This is a genomic window from Pseudovibrio denitrificans JCM 12308, assembly GCF_001310815.1.
Taxonomy (GTDB): Bacteria; Pseudomonadota; Alphaproteobacteria; order Rhizobiales; family Stappiaceae; genus Pseudovibrio; species Pseudovibrio denitrificans.
Genome location: NZ_BAZK01000001.1, coordinates 81,509 through 99,695, shown reverse-complemented (window position 1 = coordinate 99,695; position 18,187 = coordinate 81,509). Strand labels below are relative to the sequence as shown.

The following is an 18,187-nucleotide window of genomic DNA, read 5'->3' as shown; positions in this document are numbered from 1 at the left end:
GAAGATGAACGAGCACAGCCCAATCGAACCCTTCGAGCCCGCCGTCCTGCCGCAGGACGAAGCCCTGTCGTCCGATCTCACCAGCCTGATCCAGCAGTTTATGTCAGCTGCCGATGACCTGAACACCTCACTCTCCAGCAGTATCATCGCTAAACTCACAAGAGTTCTGAAGGGCAAGAAGCTGCGATATTTTGCTTGGCAAGATGAGCGGTCCGGCAGTGTCGCAAACACAATCAACATACTCCGCTCAATGATTTCCCTTGGATTTCAGATAGATGTCGAGCTGATCTACAACAGCGCCCAGAAAACACTGCTGCAAAAACTTGCCGAACTGCTCCCCGGTTTTGACCCGGCAACCCGCGCCCCATACACATTAAACGGCATCACAATAACGTTCTTCGCTTATGAGGAAACAACCGTTGGCGAGATCACCCATCGCCAGGTGCGCGGCCTGACCGGCAAAATGCCTCTCTGCCTGTGCGGCGGTGGTGACATTCCCAACATCGACAACACAAGCATCGCAATAGCCGTAAAGTGCGATTACTTCGTCCTGCTGCAACCCTATCTCTGGACAGCCGAAAACAGCACAAGCAACTCAAAAATCATCCTTCCAGGCCTGAAACGCTCCATAAACCTGGATGACCAGCTCGTCCTGCAAGGCAATCAGTTCGCCTATCGCAGCTTCAAACAGGATCTGTCCGCCAAACCCAACTGGACAGCGCTTCAGAAAATCCCGAAGGTCAATAAAAAGGCGCTAAGTGCTGCTCAAAACATCACAAATGCCATTGGAAAGTCAGCGCAAAACGACATTGAGTTTTTTCCCGTTGCCAGCTTGCCCAGCTCCTCAAGAGACAAAACCTCTCTGGTAGGCAGTGCAGAAGGGATCGCCTTTGAGCTGATCGCTGCTGCCACGTTGCTGCAAAAGCAAAAGGCCTTCTCAAAAAAGACAGTTGTCATCGCTATTCTGGACGATCTCTCCGACTCCACATGGGAAACACTGGGGCACTATTTCCCGGAAAAACCCGCGTCTAATCAGAGCACTGCCAACTATCTAGATGAGCTGACAAAGAATGTGAATGCCTACTGCAAAGCGCAGCAACTCTTCCGAAACACCTCAGGCTCAGACACTGGGATCTACTTGAACAAGGATCTATCTGGCGTGGCTGGTAAAGCGTTCCTGAGCAAACTGAAGCCCGGCTCAACTGTCGTCACCACACTGCAAGGCTTGCCGCCGGAAGCGATCAACCATCTGTATGCCGTAGCCACATTGCCCGGCGTTCTGCAAGGCACCAAGGCCTCCAACCTGGCGGTAAATCTGGGCAAGTCATTCTTCAAGCTGACTGATTTCACAGTAAACCCGTATCCCAGCACATTTGGAAATGGCAGCGGAAAGGCAGCCAGCAGCACATCACCAACAACCGCAGCGCTGCTCGATCTTTCCAAGAACCAGATTGCTTTGGGACTTTCAGCGTTTCAGGAGGGCTTCAAAGCCTCCATGCCGCCAAACGAGCTCGCCCAATCGATTGCTGAGATCACCACACAGTTCAGATCCGGAAAAAGCGAGTACTTCGAGTACTTTGACGGCCTCAAACAGTACTACACCGCCCCGCAAAACGATAAACTCCTACAAACACTCGGCTTTCTTGCCGCCAGATTTACCCTTGTCAAAATGGCAGGCAGCATCTTCTCCGATTTGAGCAAACTGCAGAAAACGCTTCAGGAGGCTACGAAGGACGGCAAGCTATCATTGATCCCGAATATTGTGAAAGATGGCCCGTTTCATCAGTTCCTCACGAGCATCTTAGGGGGCGGCGCTCTCAATATAGGCTCGGCAAAGGATCCGGTCTCCATCAAGTCTGTCTATCAGGCAAAGAAGCTCAGCCAGATCATCGTTAGGGGCAAAACCTCCGATTTTCTAGGCACTGAACTCACGGTCACGCTCACCGTCTCCAGCGTAGGCCGTGCCACGAAGAAGGCTGGCCAAAACTACAAGGTCCGCTTGGAAGTTGACCTGCAAAAGCTTTCGCTGCCCGGTGTGGAATGGTTTGTACTTGAGAACACCGGCCTGTTTGCAGAGTTCTCCAGCAATGGCGCAAGACTGACTGGTGGCGTGCAAACCTCGGTAGAACTTGGTGAAACGCTGGTTCCGTTCCAGATGAACTTCCCAAGCTCTGCCAGCAACAAAATGGTGGTGCAGGGGGCGTTCGCCAACGAAGCCACGCCATCGCTGAATGCGGTGTTCAGTCTCATAGGTGGAATGAATTTCGCCAACTCAATCCCGTCAGAACTCGCTGATCTGAACCAGCTAAACATCGACGGACTGCGCTTCAACTACGATTCAACCAAGAAGACCATCGAGAGTTTCCAGATCTCTCTGAAAGATAACAAGGAATGGGACCTGTTTGGAGGACTAAGCATCAAGGATCTGAGCTTTGATGTAACCGCACAGCAGCCGACAGGAAGTCGCAAGGTCAGTTGGGTCGCCTCGACACAAGCCGTGATCGGCACGAGTGATAACCCACCAACGCTTGATGTTTCCGCCACCTATCCGCAAACCACAGTCACCGCAACGCTGAACCCGGAAGGACCAAGCTTACCGGTCGAAGACCTTGTCGATGCGCTGTTGCCAAAAGGCTATCACCTCAATGTGGACGCTGATATCGCGAACCTGTCTCTGGAGTACACCCCAGGACAGAGCAAAAACAACAGCACATACTCGGTACAGGCTGGGGTGGATCTGGAAGGTTGGACGATCTCACTGGCCCCGGCAAACTTTGAGCTGAAGGACATCTACATCGATGTCAAAGGCATCGGAAACAACACCACTGGCACCATAAAAGCCTCCACAATGCTGTTTGAGGGGCTACCGCGCGTAAAGGCGGTGCCTGTGAATGTCTCAGCAACCTTCGACACACAAAACCATCTCTGGACGTTTACAGGAGAGCAGGGCGACACGCCCATAAAGATCAGCCAGATCATTGCAGCCTATCTCGGCAGTGGCTGGGCAACCGACAAGTTCGATCTGGATGTTACAGGCCTGAATATTACGTTCTCAACGGGTAGCGGAAAAACCGCTTCCAGCTACGAGTTTGGCGGCACAGTCAACTTTTCAAATAAAGGCAAGAAAAAAGTCAGCTGGCTGCCTGAAAACGTCACCTTCACCGCAAAGATCGGCAACTCTGGTGGCAACGAACTGCTGCTACCCATCAATAACGCCGGCATTCCCGTGCTGAACGAACAGGATGAGATCGTTTTTCTGGAACCAGCTCATTCACTTCCTCGCTTTGAGAAGGCTTCCAACAACAACCAATATGCTTTGCTGACCGCTGATATTGTCTGGAACAAAATCGATCTGACAGTCTTCTACCAATATGGAAAAAAGAAGTCCTCCTTTGGCATTCAATGGGGCGCTTTGAGTGCTGAGGTCGATGAGAAACAGATAGCTACGATAAAGTTCACGCAGGCAACCACTCTTGGGGGCATGGTTGAAACCTTTGTCGAATGGATGACAGGCGCCAGATTTGGTCTTGCAGCACCTTTCGACCTGCTCAATGACGTGAAGCTCTCCGACCTTGAACTCACCTGGGATCTCAAGAACGAAACAGTGTGCTTCAAGATTGATATTGGACCTATCGATCTGGTATTTGCCTCAGTTAGAGGTATCTCTCTGAGTTATAATAGGAATTCTGGTGTCTGGGTCGAGTTGGATGGTGATTTCCTTTGGCCGGTTCACAGTTTGGAAAAAAGTGCGAAACCGAAGTGGCGCGCCGATAAACCCTCAACAACCCCAAGCCCCGGTGGAGCAGGAAACAAGTATCTGGATCTGAGGCTCCTGGCAGGTGGTCAGCATGTGAATGTCAAAGGGCTGCAGCAAGTCAATACGGTGCAGCAAGCCGTTGATATTCTTGGCTGCCTTCATGAGCCATCCGCAGACAAAATCCCGAGTATTGGCTTCGATGGAAACATCAACTGGCTGTTTGCCACAGATTTTGGTGTTTTGCGTATCGACTCCAGTAAAGAGCTTGGACAGGAGCATTGGGGAGAGTTGGAGAAGGGTGGAGCCAGTATGCGTTCACGCTGCAGGTTGTTCTGACCGACCCCAGTCTCTACGCTCTACACATCGCGTGCAACGGCAAAGCGGCCAAAGTATTCTCCGGCCTCGACTTTCAGGTGATCTACAAGAAAGTCTCAGAAGGGCTCGGCAAGTTCTCCGCCTCCATCCAACTGCCGGAGATTATGCGCCGCATTGATGTGGGGGCCGTTACCATCACACTGCCCACGTTTGGCATTGAGGTCTACACCAACGGAGACTTCCAGATCGATGTGGGCTTTCCATGGAACAACAATTTCTCGCAGTCTTTTTCCGTTGAGGCCATCGTGCCTCCGGGCATCCCGGTCAAGGGCGGTGGTGGGTTCTACTTCGGCAAGTTACCTGCTGCTTCAGTGAAGGGTCTACCTGTATCGAAAAATGGATTTTTTAATCCCAATCTGGTTTTCGGTTTCGGAGCACAGCTGGGGCTCGGGAAGTCCTTTGAAATGGGCATTTTGAAAGCAGGTTTCAGTCTCACGGCTTTCGGTATCCTGCAAGGCATTCTGGCCAAATGGAATGCGTATCATGACAAACACACCGACAGCAGCAACGCCTTGTCCTTGCAGGAGGAATACTTCTTCTCGCTCACCGGTACCTTTGGCATTATCGGCAAACTCTACGGCTCTATTGATTTCGCCATCATCAAAGCTTCTGTGAACATCAGGATCGAGGTCAGCGCTCAGATTAAGCTTGCGTCCTATGAACCAATCCCGATCACCATCGCGGCCAAAGTGGACGTCAGCGCCTCTGCAAGCATCGATCTTGGTCTGTTCACCATCAAAGTAAGCTTCAGCTTCTCCGCCCATGTGCACACCACTTTCACATTAGGCACGCTCCAGAACCCGAAAAATGCACCGTGGCTGGATCATCCAGCAAGTCACGAAGGTCTGCTAGCGTTACCTCTGGCAGAGCGTCTGGCTCTTTACAGTCGTTTCCCAATGTCACCAGCTGGCTATGAAGCGGAGCCCATAGAGTTCAACTGGGCCAATCTGAGAGCGGCCTCAGATCCATCAAAGAACCGTTTGGAGATCCATCTGGGCTACGGCTTGACGCTGGCCAAAGATGAAAACTGGTCGCCAGTAGCGCAGGGCCGTCCACCACAACTGCCGTGTTATGTGGCCAATCTGTTCATTGAAGCGCCAGCACCAGCAAAACCACAGGACACCGAGCACTTCGAGAAAGCCTCTGGTACGCACCCGGACACTGCCTTTGAAGCTCTGGCAAAGATGACCACACGTTGGCTGATTGCAGCCACGATGGGTGATGAAGAGGTGACGGCGAAAGAAGTCGATAGTCACCCCACCAGCGCGGTTGAGATCAACTCCATCCTGGACACTCTGAGCACTCTGGAAACCTCACCTGATGCGCTCACCGAAAGCGATATCTCGAAGTTCCTTCAGCAACAGTTCCAGCTGGATATTGCGGTGCCAGCAAGGACTGGAGAGGCACAGGCCACTTACTTCCCAATGGTACCGGACCTCAGCTTAGCGCTGAAAGTAGGCGATAAAACCACACTTTCCTATAGCTTTGCCGAGTTCAACACAATCAGCTCCAACTATCTGCAGGACTTAACAAATTACTTTAACCAGCTAGCGGTTCAGGTGGAAAAAGAAAGCGGGAAAGATCCATCTGAAACTACACCAGAAAACGCGCAAATATCAATTGCATCATACATTTATCAGAACTACTTCATGCTGATCATGAAGCAGATGATGCAAAGTCTTCTGGATGGTTTGCGCGACTTCAACTATCTGCTTGTTTCAGGCGAAACGCCAGATGGCATCGTGGCTTGGGTGAAAGGCAAAGGGGGAACCGGTTACACGCTGGCGGATCTCTTCAAGACCAACGGAACTCACCCGCTGACAAGCAACGTTGAGCTCACAATCCCAACCGCATCATTGGTGGTGCCTGCGGGCAAAACCCTCAAGCAGCTTGCTGAAAAGAACCAGCTCAACGCAGTGGTCAACGTCGCTGATCTCATCTGCAAGAACAAAGATGTCGCAGGTCTGCTGATCAATGGTGCGAAGATCACTTACACAGCATCTGATGGCACCAAAACTACCCACATCACCTCAGGCAGTGAAACCTTCTGTTCCGTGGCCAAGGCTTTGGGTGTTTCACTGGACGAGCTGAGCACCAACAGCTCAATCCCCAGCCAACCAAAACTGCTGGTTGCCGGCACAACATTGCAACTGCCTGAGTTCACACATAAGACAGGCGACACCGATACGCTCTCTTCAGTCGCTCAGAAGTTTGAGACAAAAGCCGAAGCACTCGCTCTGCCAGCAAATGGAACCATCACAGATCTGTTCGTCGTGCCTACCAGCGGCTCTACAAGCAGCCTCAGCATTGCGCATCTGCCGCAGTTCTGTGTAGGCGAACTCATCAAAGAAGTGCAGCGTACAGGCGGCATAACCCATCTGTCTGGGATGGCATCGCGCTATTACTTCCACGGCATGCGTCTGCCCACAAAAAACATCGCATCGCTAAAAGAAGGCATCACGCCGCTGAAAGAGGGCATGTGGGTTGAAAAAGATGAGGCCGGAAAACTCACACTGCCTGCAGAAGCTGGCCTGTTCGCGCTTTCAGGACAGCAGATCCCCATCCAACACCGCTCACCACCTCTTTCTCCATGCTGCTCGGCAAGCCTGAGAATGCCGATTGGATCACACTCGGCAACGACACAAACCCGCTGAAGTATCCGGTGGTAGTGCCGAAGGATGAAGAGAAACCCAGCAAAGACTACGAGCGCATTGAGGCGATCATCAAATGCGGTGCAAAAGGGTATCTGCCAGCTGGACCTTGCCAACTTTCACTGCTTGCAAGCGTTGATCAGCAGCCAAGCGCATTCCCAATCCCGCATTACATCAATTGGCAGAGCGCAGAGCCAATCCCGGTTCCTTCCAGCTCCAGCACACAGAAATCCAACTCCCAGTACCTACGCCTCTGGACACTCTCAGGAGCATTGACAGCACTGGGAGCGCAGGATGGTGATGCGCTACCACCGCACATGATCGTCGAGCAGGCCGCTCAGGATGCGGCCACTGGTAAGACAATCAAAACACCACTGGTGAACTTCGGCTGGACATCAACCATCGAGTTCTCCATCAAAAAACTGCCTCAACAGCACAAGAAGTCGGGCAATGAAGCTAACGGGGCATCAGACAATGCGCTGAAAACAACCTATGAACTGAACGGTGTCAGCTCATCCGGCACTGTAGTGCTGGAGCGTATGCTGCAATCGCTGCCTGATGACCACAGCTTTACGTCCATCACCCTGGGCTGCACCACAGGCTCTCAAAGCAGTGGAACCCATTTTGTTGGAGAGGGCGGCAGCAACGTCACTTTCGGCATCTCGCAGACGAACCTTTCTACCGTCACAAACCCGGGCGGCGAGCTTTTCCTCCAAGAGAGCATGCAAACCACAGGCCCAACGCTGCTCAACACGCCGATGAACCTTGTGAAACTGCTGTGGGAAGCAGGTATCACCAACTCGGGTGGGTTCTACCTCTACTACACCGCTGATGATGGAAAGGCAGGCCTTCCGTCAAGCATCTTCAACGAAAAGGGTGAGGCCACACTAACGCTTGTGATCATTCACGAGGACCAGCAACACCTGCATCCCTATATCAACGGCCTTGCAACAGCACAGCCATTGGCAAGTTCTGAGCCTCACTGACAGCTTCGGCCAAAGGGCAGTTGGTGGAGCATACCGTGCAACAGGGCGATACACTGGAAAGCATCGCTCGGCTCTATCACTCCAACCTCAACGCACTCATCGCCAACACTCTGTCGTTGGATAGCACTGAGATCGAGCTGGCCAAGGGCAAAACAATCCTCATAGAGCAGGGTACTTACATGGTCCCACAAGGCACCAGTAGGCCTGGAGCCTCCTTTGCCAGCATTGCCCTGCGCTTTGGCACGACCGTCGATCAACTCAAGCAGATCAACCCGGGCCTGAAAGACGAAAACCTGCCCGCAGGCACTCCGTTGCGATTACCTGCCATTGAACTGACCATTGCTGCGAAAACCCTCAGCAACGATCTGATCAAACTGACGGACCTGAAGAAAATTGCAGAGTACTTCGGCACAGAGCCGATTGTGGTCGCGGTCAGTAATGCGGAACAGGAGAACCTTCTGGTAGCAGGTCAGACCCTCACCACCCATGCGGGCCCACTGTCGGTGCAGCCGGGTGAACATCCCGGTGTTCAGGCCCTCAACGCAAAGCGAGCCAAACCGCAGCCGGTCCCATCAGGTGGCACCGGCTCGGACTACGCCAAGGCTCTGCTTCTCAACAATTACAGCCTGCTGGCTTATCAGGTGACCGAAAATCAGGACTTTAAATCGAGCAATATGGGGCTTCCCATCGGTGCCTCCGGCAAGTCCACATCACCGGATGAAAACAAAGTCAGATATGTACTGGAAGCATCAACTGGCGATGCAGAGCAGTATCATGGCGCAATTTCTTATCTCGGTCTTGTGAAAGACAAGGGAAAGGACAAGCCGCTCAATCCCTACATTGCAAACGGCAAACTGCTGCAAACCAAACTCGGCTGGAACGATTATTACGGCAACACCATTCTTTCCTCGCTGGATGATTACGCTGATCCAGCCGGAAAGCTCAGCAACAAGCCCGCACTGCAAGGGTATACAGACCAGATCATCCCGCTCTCCCAATGGCCCTCCACATCTGCTAGTTGGACTGTTGCCATGAGCAAAAATCCTGAAAAGACCTTCACGCTCATGGTCTCTTTCAGTTTCGATACCAGCCCCTTCATTCCGCAAAAGGGTCAGAACCCTTCCATTGCCCAGCAACGTGCACGTTCAGCTCTGGTCATCGTGGAAGATATGCTGACTCAGTTTGACGACCCCAACGGGTTTGCTGTGGAGGTCGACACCTCACTGGTGAGCGAGAACTATACGCTGACAGATGGCGAACTGAAGCAGCTCATTGGCTGGTGGCAGCACATTCAAAAGTTCCTTCAAAAACACAGTGCTGCGGACGGGAACGAAACAGACCCAAAATTCACCATTCCATCCCTGAAACTTCCAGTCACAACAGCGCTTTCGGATGTCCGTACTGATCAGGTCTTTGAGCTGGTGACAAAGCTCATCTTCAAACGCACCCATGGCATCGCGGTTGGAGACTATGCAGCAGATCCTCTGGCCCGTTCAGTAGCAAATACAGTCGCGATTAAAACCAATGTATCCGCGCCAAAACGGTCTGACAAAGAGCCTAAGAAGCCCAAACCAGATATCCTTGCAGAGTTCGCGGGAAACGTCGCCAAAGCCATTCAGGGGCCAGACTTCCAGATCATGGTCGCGTCCGGCATCAATCGCTATGCCCCATCTGCGGGCCTCGCTTCCAACGCCACTTGGGCAGTCAGAGTAGGGCGCCAGGAGGGTGATCCAATCTCGTTCCGCATCACTGATGAGTGCCATCCTGAACTCTACGCGGCACTGCCAGTCAGTAACACACTGATCTCCCGCAGTGCCTCCATCTATCCGTACACCAGTCTTGAGGACTTCGACTCAAACGGGTAAGTTCACGGGCACACCAGTCAAAAGCACATTCTCCAACGTAGAAATGGATGTGTGGCTCAAGCAATACTTCGACTTCTTCGACGGTCTGCTCTCGCCAAAGTACTCATCTTCCATCCTGTTCATCGATCATCATCTGCAGTCTCAGGCAGTAAAAAATGGAACGCCGAAACCCACCGGCTTTATGGAGCAACTGGCAGATCAGAAAGAAAGCCTTGCCGGGATCACGGCTAACATGCTCGCACCGATCTATCAGGACGGAGCGAGCACCCGCCTGGCCTCAGCGCAGGAAACCTTCCGCCAGTCTCTACTGAATGAGCTCTCCAACCTCTACACCACACAAGCAGCCATCTCCTTTGGTGCGGATGTAACCGCCAGCATCCCATTGCAAGGAAATGAGGAAACACCGCAGCTTTGCGGCAACATAAACCTCAACAGCATCAAAAACTGCCCGCCGCATGCTGAGGAAAAAGCAAGCTCTACAACCAGCAAGACGCTCGCCAGCCTGATCTCCTTGACCTCGCCAAAACTGAAGCTTGAGCAGGGCGAAGAGCAACCCCTCACATTCCTATTGGAAGCCTCTGAGAAACTGGGAGAGACCACAGAGTGCCTCTGTCTGGATCTTTGCTACAAGGTCACGGCTCTGGAACACCAGATCAGTCCTGTCAAAAACATCGAGGGCTATAAGGCGTCCAGCTGGTTGTCGCCAATTACAGCCGAAGACACGCCGGTGCTGGAAAAGTCTCTCGGCTCCTTCAAACTGCCAATCTTGCTGCGCAGCTTCCCCGAAACTCCGAGGATGGTCTCCCAAGCTGGCCCAGCCTTTGATAAGAAGGCCACGCAGCTGAGCAAAATCACCAGATGGGATTATGAGTACACTTACGGCCTGAACTTTCACTACTTACAGGACAAAGCCCACGGCCAGATTCAGTTCAACATCAAAGACAAACCTGCAAACGAACTCGCAGGCTTCCTTGATGCCTTCGCAGAGCTCGCCCAGTTCATTTCCGTTGCAAGCAATCTCTCCGCCATTCTGGACCAACACGTGCCTGTCATCAGCGCGGCAAGACAGGACGATGCGGCCATCGAAGATGCTGCCAGTGTCCTATCTGCGATCATCAAGATCAATGAGGACATCATAAAAGCAGCCACGGCTGCTGGAAATCTGAGCATGCTGGCGGCCCCGGCAACAAAGGAAGGGGCTGAGAGCTACAAGTTCAGCATTCTGGAGGAAAATCAGGCATACACCTCAAACAATGAAGACACAGCAGATCGATGGGTGGTCAAACTCATTTTAGAAGACTGCAACAATCTCAAAGGCCTCACTGGAGAACCCTCTGTCGAAATTCCTGAGTGGACCAGCCATCTGGCCTCAAATGCCTGCGAAAAGGGCAAGAAAACCTACACCTACTATTACACGCAGGAGAAAAAGAAGAAGATCACGTACCTAACGCAGGATATCGCGCAGTCCATCAGTGACCGGCAGGTGATCCTACCGGGGATGCAGGTACTGGCCCGACAGGATGCCATCGCCTCCATGTACATGACCCGAAATAACTACATCTTTGGCAAGATCAACGAGGGCTTTGTCTTTAAAACGCCGACAGCCACCTTCAAAAACCCGTTCCACCCAACACTCTCCAGCTATCAGCCGCTTAACATCGCATGGCTGGATGAACCGAAGGGAGAGCCGAGCAAATGCAGCCTGACACAGCATCTGAACAATCTGTTTTGCAAGCTGTTCAAAGGCGAGTTCGTCGGGGATGTTACTCTCCAGCTCAACATCGGTTATGCCTATCACCTGGCTGAGGGACTGACTGAAGAGCCGATTGATCTGCCAATTGCACTTCTGCCGCCAACCCCGATCACCATAACCACGAAAGGCAAGCCGAAGGGGAACATCATCAAGAACCTTGCCAAGTCCATCACAGCTTGGGCTGAGACGCACAAACCCTCCTGCAACAACGCCACACTAACCTTCGCGCTCAACATCATGTCCAACCTGACGGAAAATCCGATGCCCTTGCTCAACCTGCAGGATCTCTACCTCTGCACCGATGATATTGATCCGCCACTCCCGTCCTATGAAAGGCAGTTGGAAGAGGCTAGATGAAGCCGGGGAAAGCCATGCGGTGGGATGTAGCGTGAACCATGCTCGCTAGGGTGATGATGTCAAACACAGGCCGGTTGACCTTGGCTTGCAGCTGATGCGCATAAGGTGGCAGGTCAGTGCATTCCAGCACGATCGCACCAATCTCTGGCGAGCGCTCCACCATGCTTTCAGCAGCAGCCAACAGCTCGCCCGTCACTTTGCCCAGATCCATCTGCGTGCGCTCGCCGCGCAGGATCACAGAGGAGAACTCCGGCGCCTCATCCAGCCCTTGCACCACAATCGGCACATCAAAGGCACCAACACCTTCCAGATGCTTGTCCGTTAAAGAAGATGCCGAGGCCGTAATAACGCCAACAGGAGCCTTGGTCATGTGATAGGCGAGTGGCACCTGAATGAGAGATGACACAAACACAGGGATGGAAACCGCCTCAGCAATCTCCTTTTGAAAGATCGCCAGAAACCCGCAGGATCCGGTGATTGCGTGCACGCCCTGATCCTCCAGCCGCTTTGCCGCGCTGATAATCGGCTCCAGCAGCTCAGGAGAGGGATCAGCCAGCAGCTTCTGCACGGTCAAACCATGAAGGATCTCATAGGTCGTCGTAAATGGCAGGCTGGAGGGGTTCTTGATGTGCCCCGGAGGCTTCGGGAAATAGCTCTCTAGAGAAAGAACGCCGATTGAAACGCCGCAGATGTTCTGGCCACCACTATGAATGGTCATAGATTTTCCTTCAGTAGCGCGTCACATGGTAAGGTGACATGTCGATGTTTGGGGTAAGTCCGGCAACAAGGTCTGCAACCAAGCGTCCGGTTTTTGGAGCCATCATCAGCCGTAGTGGCTGTGTCCAAAGGCGCCGATGAGGTTCTGAAAACCATCGATCTGCCCAATGCACGGCAAACTGTCTGGCAGGCTGGGCCGCTGACCAGACCATGTACTGATCTGTGTTGTATTCAGATCCGGTAGCAGCTTGCTCGCAAGGGCAACCAAGGCATCCAGTCGTTTCTGATTAATCGGCGCGTCCAGTCCGGCAAACTCAGCTGTTCCCGCAACCCTGATCGCGTCTTCCATGGATGAGGCGACGAACTTCATGTCCATGTCCATCACGGAATGGCACAGAGAAACGCCCGGATTATCAAAGGAAACGTGATACCCGCGTTCCGCTTCCATTGGAATCTTGATCCCGAGAGGCTTCAAAAGCTCCGCAGACCAAACCCCCATGGAAAGCACAAGCTTGGGCGTAGAGTGCTCACCTTGCTCAGTCACATAGGTCCAGCTGCCGTCCTCTTGCGGACTGATCTTGAGCACCTTGGCCCGCTCAATGATTCCGCCCATGGCCAAAAGCTTTTCTGCAAGCACTTCGCCGATCTTGCCGGGAGATACGGCCCGCGCTTGCCCTTTGATCAAAACCGCAGCCTCAAAGTCGTGGGTGAGGGATGGTTCCAGCTTACGCAGCTCAGCCGCTCCAATCTGCTCAATCTCCGCCCCAACCGCCTTGCGCATAGCATAATCAGGCGACGACAGGTTGACCTGTGAAGCATCGCGGAAGGCATGCACATACCAACTGTCCTGCAACAGATGGTCATGGCCAGTGCCAGCCAGATGATGCCGGTAAAGCTCCACACAGTCATGATTGAGCGCAAACATGGCATCGCTGATCGGCTGAATGCGCTCTTGCCGCCCTTCATAAAGAAACCGCAGCCCCCAGAGCGACACACGCGGCAAATAGCTTGGTTTGATGCTCACCGGTCCTTGTGGGTCCAGCAACCAGCCCGGCACCTTCTTCCAGATCCCCGGCATGGATTGAGGCACCACAGACCACGGAGAGATAATGCCCGCATTCCCCGCAGAGGTGGCCTGACCGGGAGCATCCCGGTCAACCATGTGCACGCGAAAGCCTTTTTCAGCCAGTGACAGTGCAGAGCAGATGCCGACAAGGCCGGCACCCAGAATAGTTACATCAGAGGCTGTCATTGCGTGGCTTCCTGCAAAGTGCGCTGGCTGGCAAACTGCTGGATCAGCACAGGCGCGATCACCAGAAGGGAGGCCATGTCAGAACCTAAGCTCGGTGCTACCAGCATCAGGCCACCAATTGCCATCAGGACACGCCAGATGCCATTGAGCGGAGCAATGAAGTAACCCGAAACCGCTGTGGCAATGGCAAACACACCCAGCGCACAGGTCAGTGTCACTTGTAGGAACGACATCAGCGTGAAGTACTCTGGCAGCACGATGAGCATGGTCGGTGCATAGACAAACACCATCGGCACCATCAGCTTGCCGAGCCCCAGCGTGAACGCATTCACACCGGTCCGGAACGGATTAGCGCCCGCAATCCCCGCCGCTGCATAGGCCGAGGCACACACTGGTGGCGTGATCTCTGAGATAACGCCGTAATAGAGCACGAACATATGGGTGGCGAGGGCAGGCACGCCCAGCTGTGCCAATGCAGGTTGCGCTACAGCCACCAGCATGATGTAAAGCGCTGTTGTTGGCAGGCCAGCACCCATAAGGATACAGGCAATGGCAATCAGCACCAGTGACAGGAACTGCTGAATGGAAGACTGTTCGAACACCTCAAGAGAGGTCCAGTCCAGCAGCGGCGCCAGAGAAGCCGCCATATCAGCTGCTCCGTTGGTGACCATAAAGCCCAGACGGAACCCAACGCCGGTGGTGTTGATCACACCAACCACAATCCCAACCGCAGCAGAGGCAGCACCAACGGCCAAGGCATACTGAACACCCACGTGACAGCTGTCGAACAGGTCTTTGAAGCTCTGCCGCTCATTGCGATGCAAACATCCGAGCAAGGTCAGAGCACCCAAAACACCAGCCATGGTTGGAGAGAACCCTTCGCCGGAGTAAGGCGAGGCCTTCCAGAAGATAAACCCAAGCAACATCAACGGCACAGCAAGAGAGAGCGGCTTGTCGATGGCGCAAAAGCCCACCACGATACACAGCGAGATGCCGATGAATGCTGCCATGTTGGGCGAGTAACCTGAGAACAGCACCACCAGTAGCCCGATCAGCGGTAGAACGGTGAACCAGCCCTCACGCCAGACCTGCACAAACTGCGGAATCTGATCCTTAGGATAAGCTTCCAGCCCAAGGCGTTTTGCAGTGAAGTGCACGATGGAAATGACGCCGATATAGTGCATCAGGGCAGGGACGATCGCTGCAATCACGATGGTGGTGTAGGGAACCTCCAGATACTCGGCCATCAGGAAGCTCGCAGCGCCCATGATCGGAGGCGTAATCTGCCCGCCTGCACTAGCAGCCGCTTCCACACCGCCCGCAAAGTGGCCCGGATAGCCAAGCTTTTTCATGTTCGGGATGGTGAGAGAGCCGGTTGAGACCGTATTGGCGATGGATGAACCGGAAATCGTGCCAAAGAAGGCAGAGGAAACAACGGAAACCTTCGCCGGGCCGCCGGTGTAACGGCCAGCAAGGATCATGGCGTTGTCGACGAAGAACTGCCCCAGCCCCATGCGCTGCGCCACCACACCAAACAGAACGAAGTGGAATACAACGGTAGAGACCACCCAGAGCGTCACCCCAAAGATGCCTTCAAACGGGAAGTACATGTTGTTGACGAACTGACGCCAATCCACGCCCGGATGTTTCAGGATCTGGATTGGGATGTAAGGCCCAAGCAGCGCATACCCGATGAACACCAGAATGATCAGCGGCAACACAATGCCAATGGTCCGCCGTGCAATCTCCAGAACTGACAGGATTATGATCGTCCCGAAGAAAATGTCTGGCCCGGCAGGATTGCCTTGTCGCAACGCTTGCTCGGACACATTGAAGCCGAACAGATCAAACCCGCGCCAGCTGAACCACAGATAAAGCGAGCCCATCATGGCCAGAACCATGATCACCCAGTCAAACAGCGGCACATTGCCAAAGCTCAGAAACTTGCCAGGCGTATTGGCATAGGCCCCATCTGATTTGAAAAACGGAAAAGCGAGGAAAATAAAGAAGTAGAGCCCGGCAAGGTGAATGCCCATGTGAACGTAGTCAACCGGCGTGCCAAACCCTGCAGTCCAGAAGTGATAGAGCGCATAAGCAATGGTCGCCCAGTAAACCACTTTGGTCAGGAAAGGTCCGTTGTCACGGGTGTGCAGAGCCGAGTCGTACTTTTTCTCCAGCTCTTCCAGAGCCTTGTTATCAAGGTGCGATTGCAGGGGCATGAAACCCTCCGGGATATGGGGATGTGTCATGCGGTGGCACATGGCAGGCAGCACTCAATTGCTCAAAAGCAAAAGGCGCGCATCAAAACCATAGGAAGACCCACCGGTGGCAACAAGCAGCAGCGGAAGAGAGCTCCCGCTGCTGCTCAGAGTATTGCTGCTGTTAGTCGAGCAGACCAACTTCCTTGTAGAAGCGCTCAGCGCCTGGATGTAGCGGCACGCCAATGCCATCAATGCCGTCCAGAGCGGTCTTCATGGTGATCACCTTGCCCTTTGGATGGCCGTTATCCAGCAGTTTGCGTGCTGTTTTGGACCACAGCGCCTTGGTGATCTCGTAGACCAACTCCTCATCAATATTGGCATTGGTCACAAACATGCCGCTCACCGCCACCGTGTTGGTGTCATGCGTCACGCCCGGATAGGTGCCAGCCGGAATGGTGGACGGAATGTAGTAGGGCACAGTCTTGTTGGCTTGTGCGACCTCTTCATCGGTAAAGGAATAAAGATCCATGCCCTTGGTGTTGTCTAACTGGATCATCGCCGCAACCGGAGTACCTGCTGCATAAAAGTATGCATCCAGCTGACCATCCGCCGTCCGTTCTGCACTTTGTGCATTGTTCAGCTCGGCTTCATCAATATTGTCGCGGTTGACGCCGTGGTCCGCAAGTATCAGCTCAACAGCAATCTGAGTACCAGACCCTGCCTGCGCAATGCCCACACGTTTGCCCTTCAGGTCTGCAAGGCTCGCCAACTCACCACCTTTTGGCAGGACAAGATGCAGATCCTCAGGATAAAGGTTTGCAATCACGCGCAGGTCCGGTTTGGCATTGCCCTCATACTTGCCACTACCGTGATAAGCAAAGTGCAGGGTTGCTGCCCCAGTCAGTCCTGCTTCCATCTGACCCGCCTGAATTGCATTCACATTGTGTGCAGACGCGTTTGTGGACTGAGCAATCGCCACCAGATTTGGCACACCGCAGTTACCGCCCTGATCACACGGACGAGAGCCAGGTGGGTTGGAAATAGCGTTGGCAATGATGCCGCCAATCGGGAAGTAGGTGCCGCCGGCACCGCCCGTGCCAATGCGGAAAAACTTGATGTCCTGCGCAACCGCAGCCCCACTCATCATTGTGCAGGCCAGTGCCACACCTGCGAACTTACTGAAAAATCCCATGATATCCCCCCTCTAGCAAATGTAGATGTTCCCAAATAAAGATGATCCGTATTTCTGATTATTTGTGTCATGGTGGGGTAGCCTTATGCATAAAAGCAAATTCGAAATATTATGGTTATGATAGATTTTGTTTATGTATTGAGGCGCGCATGAATCTGCAGCAATTGGCGGTTTTCCGCGAGATTATGAAAACAGGCTCCGTCAGCCATGCCGCGCGCAATCTTCATCGCACCCAGCCTGCAGTGAGCGCCTCGCTCAAAGCGCTGGAAGATGATCTGGATATGCCGCTGTTCATCCGTGAAGGCCGGCGGCTGATTCCTGTACCCGAAGCTCACTATCTACTCTCGGAAGCCTCAGGCATTCTCGATCGCCTTAAAACAGTCGAACAGAACCTCGGTAACATGCGCGATCAGGTGCAGGGCTCACTGGGCATCGTTGCCATGCCGGGCCCATCCTCCTATCTGCTGCCGGAGTTCATCAGCCAGTTCACTGCGGACAAACCACAGGTGAAAGTCACCCTCGCAACCCGCAGCTCACCGCAGATCCTCAATCTCATCGCGGCCCAAAGTTTTCAGGTTGGCTTCTGTGATGCCGCTGTCGGCTCAGAGCAGGAAAAGCTGTTCCACAACACCACAATCCCGTGCACCTGCGTCTGCGCCGTTCCCAAATCATCACCATTGGCAGAGAAGAAAGTCATTCAGGCCAGGGATCTGGACGGTATGCCCATGGGGGTGCTGCAACCAAGCCATTCCACTTATGAAGCCACAAAGGCAGCGTTTCAGGCTCAGGGTGCACGCCTCAACATTCGCATCGACACCCAATACTTCCTGCCGCTGTTCCATTTTGTCGAGGCAGGCCAGATCTGCTCCATCGTCGATGTGCTCAGCGCCGTCAGTTACCAGCGCAGCCGGGGAGATGCCTCAAAAATCGTCTTTCTGCCGTTTGAGCCCGCAGTCCCGTTCGGATACTCCATCGTGGTGCCGCACCAGCGCCCACTCTCACGCCTTGCCAGCTCCTTTGTAAGTTCCTGGCAAAGCTGGGTGGAAGAGACCATCGCCCAGCCCATCAAGTAGCCGAGAAA

Annotated in this window: 10 protein-coding genes; 6 read left to right on the top strand and 4 right to left on the bottom strand. The window is 53.5% G+C overall.

The window, feature by feature from the left end:
* Positions 1-4: 4 nt before the first annotated feature.
* The 5 genes from JCM12308_RS28620 to JCM12308_RS28600 are packed head-to-tail and all read left to right on the top strand — an operon-like array spanning position 5 to position 11,744.
* Positions 5-4,093, top strand: a complete 4,089-nt coding sequence (locus JCM12308_RS28620; RefSeq protein WP_208978123.1) for a hypothetical protein — start codon at positions 5-7, stop codon at positions 4,091-4,093.
* Positions 4,036-6,786, top strand: coding sequence for a hypothetical protein (locus JCM12308_RS28615; RefSeq protein ID WP_208978122.1), 2,751 nt, complete (start codon positions 4,036-4,038; stop codon positions 6,784-6,786). The genes JCM12308_RS28620 and JCM12308_RS28615 overlap by 58 nt, the downstream gene beginning before the upstream one ends.
* A complete protein-coding gene (locus JCM12308_RS28610) occupies positions 6,723-7,769 on the top strand; it encodes a hypothetical protein (protein ID WP_208978121.1) in 1,047 nt (348 codons plus the stop codon). The genes JCM12308_RS28615 and JCM12308_RS28610 overlap by 64 nt, the downstream gene beginning before the upstream one ends.
* A 35-nt stretch (positions 7,770-7,804) precedes the next feature.
* Positions 7,805-9,634 (top strand): LysM peptidoglycan-binding domain-containing protein, encoded by a 1,830-nt coding sequence (locus JCM12308_RS28605; protein WP_208978120.1) that lies wholly within the window; start codon positions 7,805-7,807, stop codon positions 9,632-9,634.
* Entirely contained in the window at positions 9,609-11,744 is a 2,136-nt protein-coding gene (locus tag JCM12308_RS28600; RefSeq protein WP_208978119.1) for a hypothetical protein, read from the top strand. Before JCM12308_RS28605 ends, JCM12308_RS28600 begins: the two co-directional genes overlap by 26 nt.
* On the opposite strand, the gene JCM12308_RS00360 is transcribed toward JCM12308_RS28600, so the two are convergent.
* The 4 genes from JCM12308_RS00360 to JCM12308_RS00345 all read right to left on the bottom strand — a co-directional run bounded on the left by JCM12308_RS00360 (position 11,737) and on the right by JCM12308_RS00345 (position 17,106).
* On the bottom strand, positions 11,737-12,462 hold the full coding sequence (locus JCM12308_RS00360) for an aspartate/glutamate racemase family protein (RefSeq protein ID WP_054782522.1): 726 nt from the start codon (positions 12,460-12,462) through the stop codon (positions 11,737-11,739). The two genes, JCM12308_RS28600 and JCM12308_RS00360, sit on opposite strands and share 8 nt — an antisense overlap.
* A gap of 105 nt (positions 12,463-12,567) precedes the next feature.
* On the bottom strand, positions 12,568-13,713 hold the full coding sequence (locus tag JCM12308_RS00355; protein ID WP_208978118.1) for an NAD(P)/FAD-dependent oxidoreductase: 1,146 nt from the start codon (positions 13,711-13,713) through the stop codon (positions 12,568-12,570).
* Positions 13,710-15,932 carry a TRAP transporter permease gene (locus JCM12308_RS00350; protein WP_054782521.1) on the bottom strand — a complete coding sequence of 741 codons (2,223 nt, stop codon included), beginning with the start codon at positions 15,930-15,932 and terminating at the stop codon, positions 13,710-13,712. The genes JCM12308_RS00355 and JCM12308_RS00350 overlap by 4 nt, the downstream gene beginning before the upstream one ends.
* 163 nt (positions 15,933-16,095) lie before the next feature.
* Positions 16,096-17,106 carry a TAXI family TRAP transporter solute-binding subunit gene (locus JCM12308_RS00345; protein ID WP_008546398.1) on the bottom strand — a complete coding sequence of 337 codons (1,011 nt, stop codon included), beginning with the start codon at positions 17,104-17,106 and terminating at the stop codon, positions 16,096-16,098.
* Between the two features lie 149 nt (positions 17,107-17,255).
* On the opposite strand from JCM12308_RS00345, the gene JCM12308_RS00340 reads away from it, so the two are divergent.
* Complete coding sequence (locus tag JCM12308_RS00340) at positions 17,256-18,179, top strand: LysR family transcriptional regulator (RefSeq protein WP_054782520.1); 924 nt, start codon at positions 17,256-17,258, stop codon at positions 18,177-18,179.
* Positions 18,180-18,187 lie beyond the last annotated feature (8 nt).

Coding starts and splice junctions, on each gene's coding strand:
- JCM12308_RS28620 (WP_208978123.1), top strand. CDS start 5: ATGAACGAGCACAGCCCAATCGAACCCTTCGAGCCCGCCGTCCTGCCG.
- JCM12308_RS28610 (WP_208978121.1), top strand. CDS start 6,723: ATGCTGCTCGGCAAGCCTGAGAATGCCGATTGGATCACACTCGGCAAC.
- JCM12308_RS00360 (WP_054782522.1), bottom strand. CDS start 12,462: ATGACCATTCATAGTGGTGGCCAGAACATCTGCGGCGTTTCAATCGGC.
- JCM12308_RS00355 (WP_208978118.1), bottom strand. CDS start 13,713: ATGACAGCCTCTGATGTAACTATTCTGGGTGCCGGCCTTGTCGGCATC.
- JCM12308_RS00350 (WP_054782521.1), bottom strand. CDS start 15,932: ATGCCCCTGCAATCGCACCTTGATAACAAGGCTCTGGAAGAGCTGGAG.
- JCM12308_RS00345 (WP_008546398.1), bottom strand. CDS start 17,106: ATGGGATTTTTCAGTAAGTTCGCAGGTGTGGCACTGGCCTGCACAATG.
- JCM12308_RS00340 (WP_054782520.1), top strand. CDS start 17,256: ATGAATCTGCAGCAATTGGCGGTTTTCCGCGAGATTATGAAAACAGGC.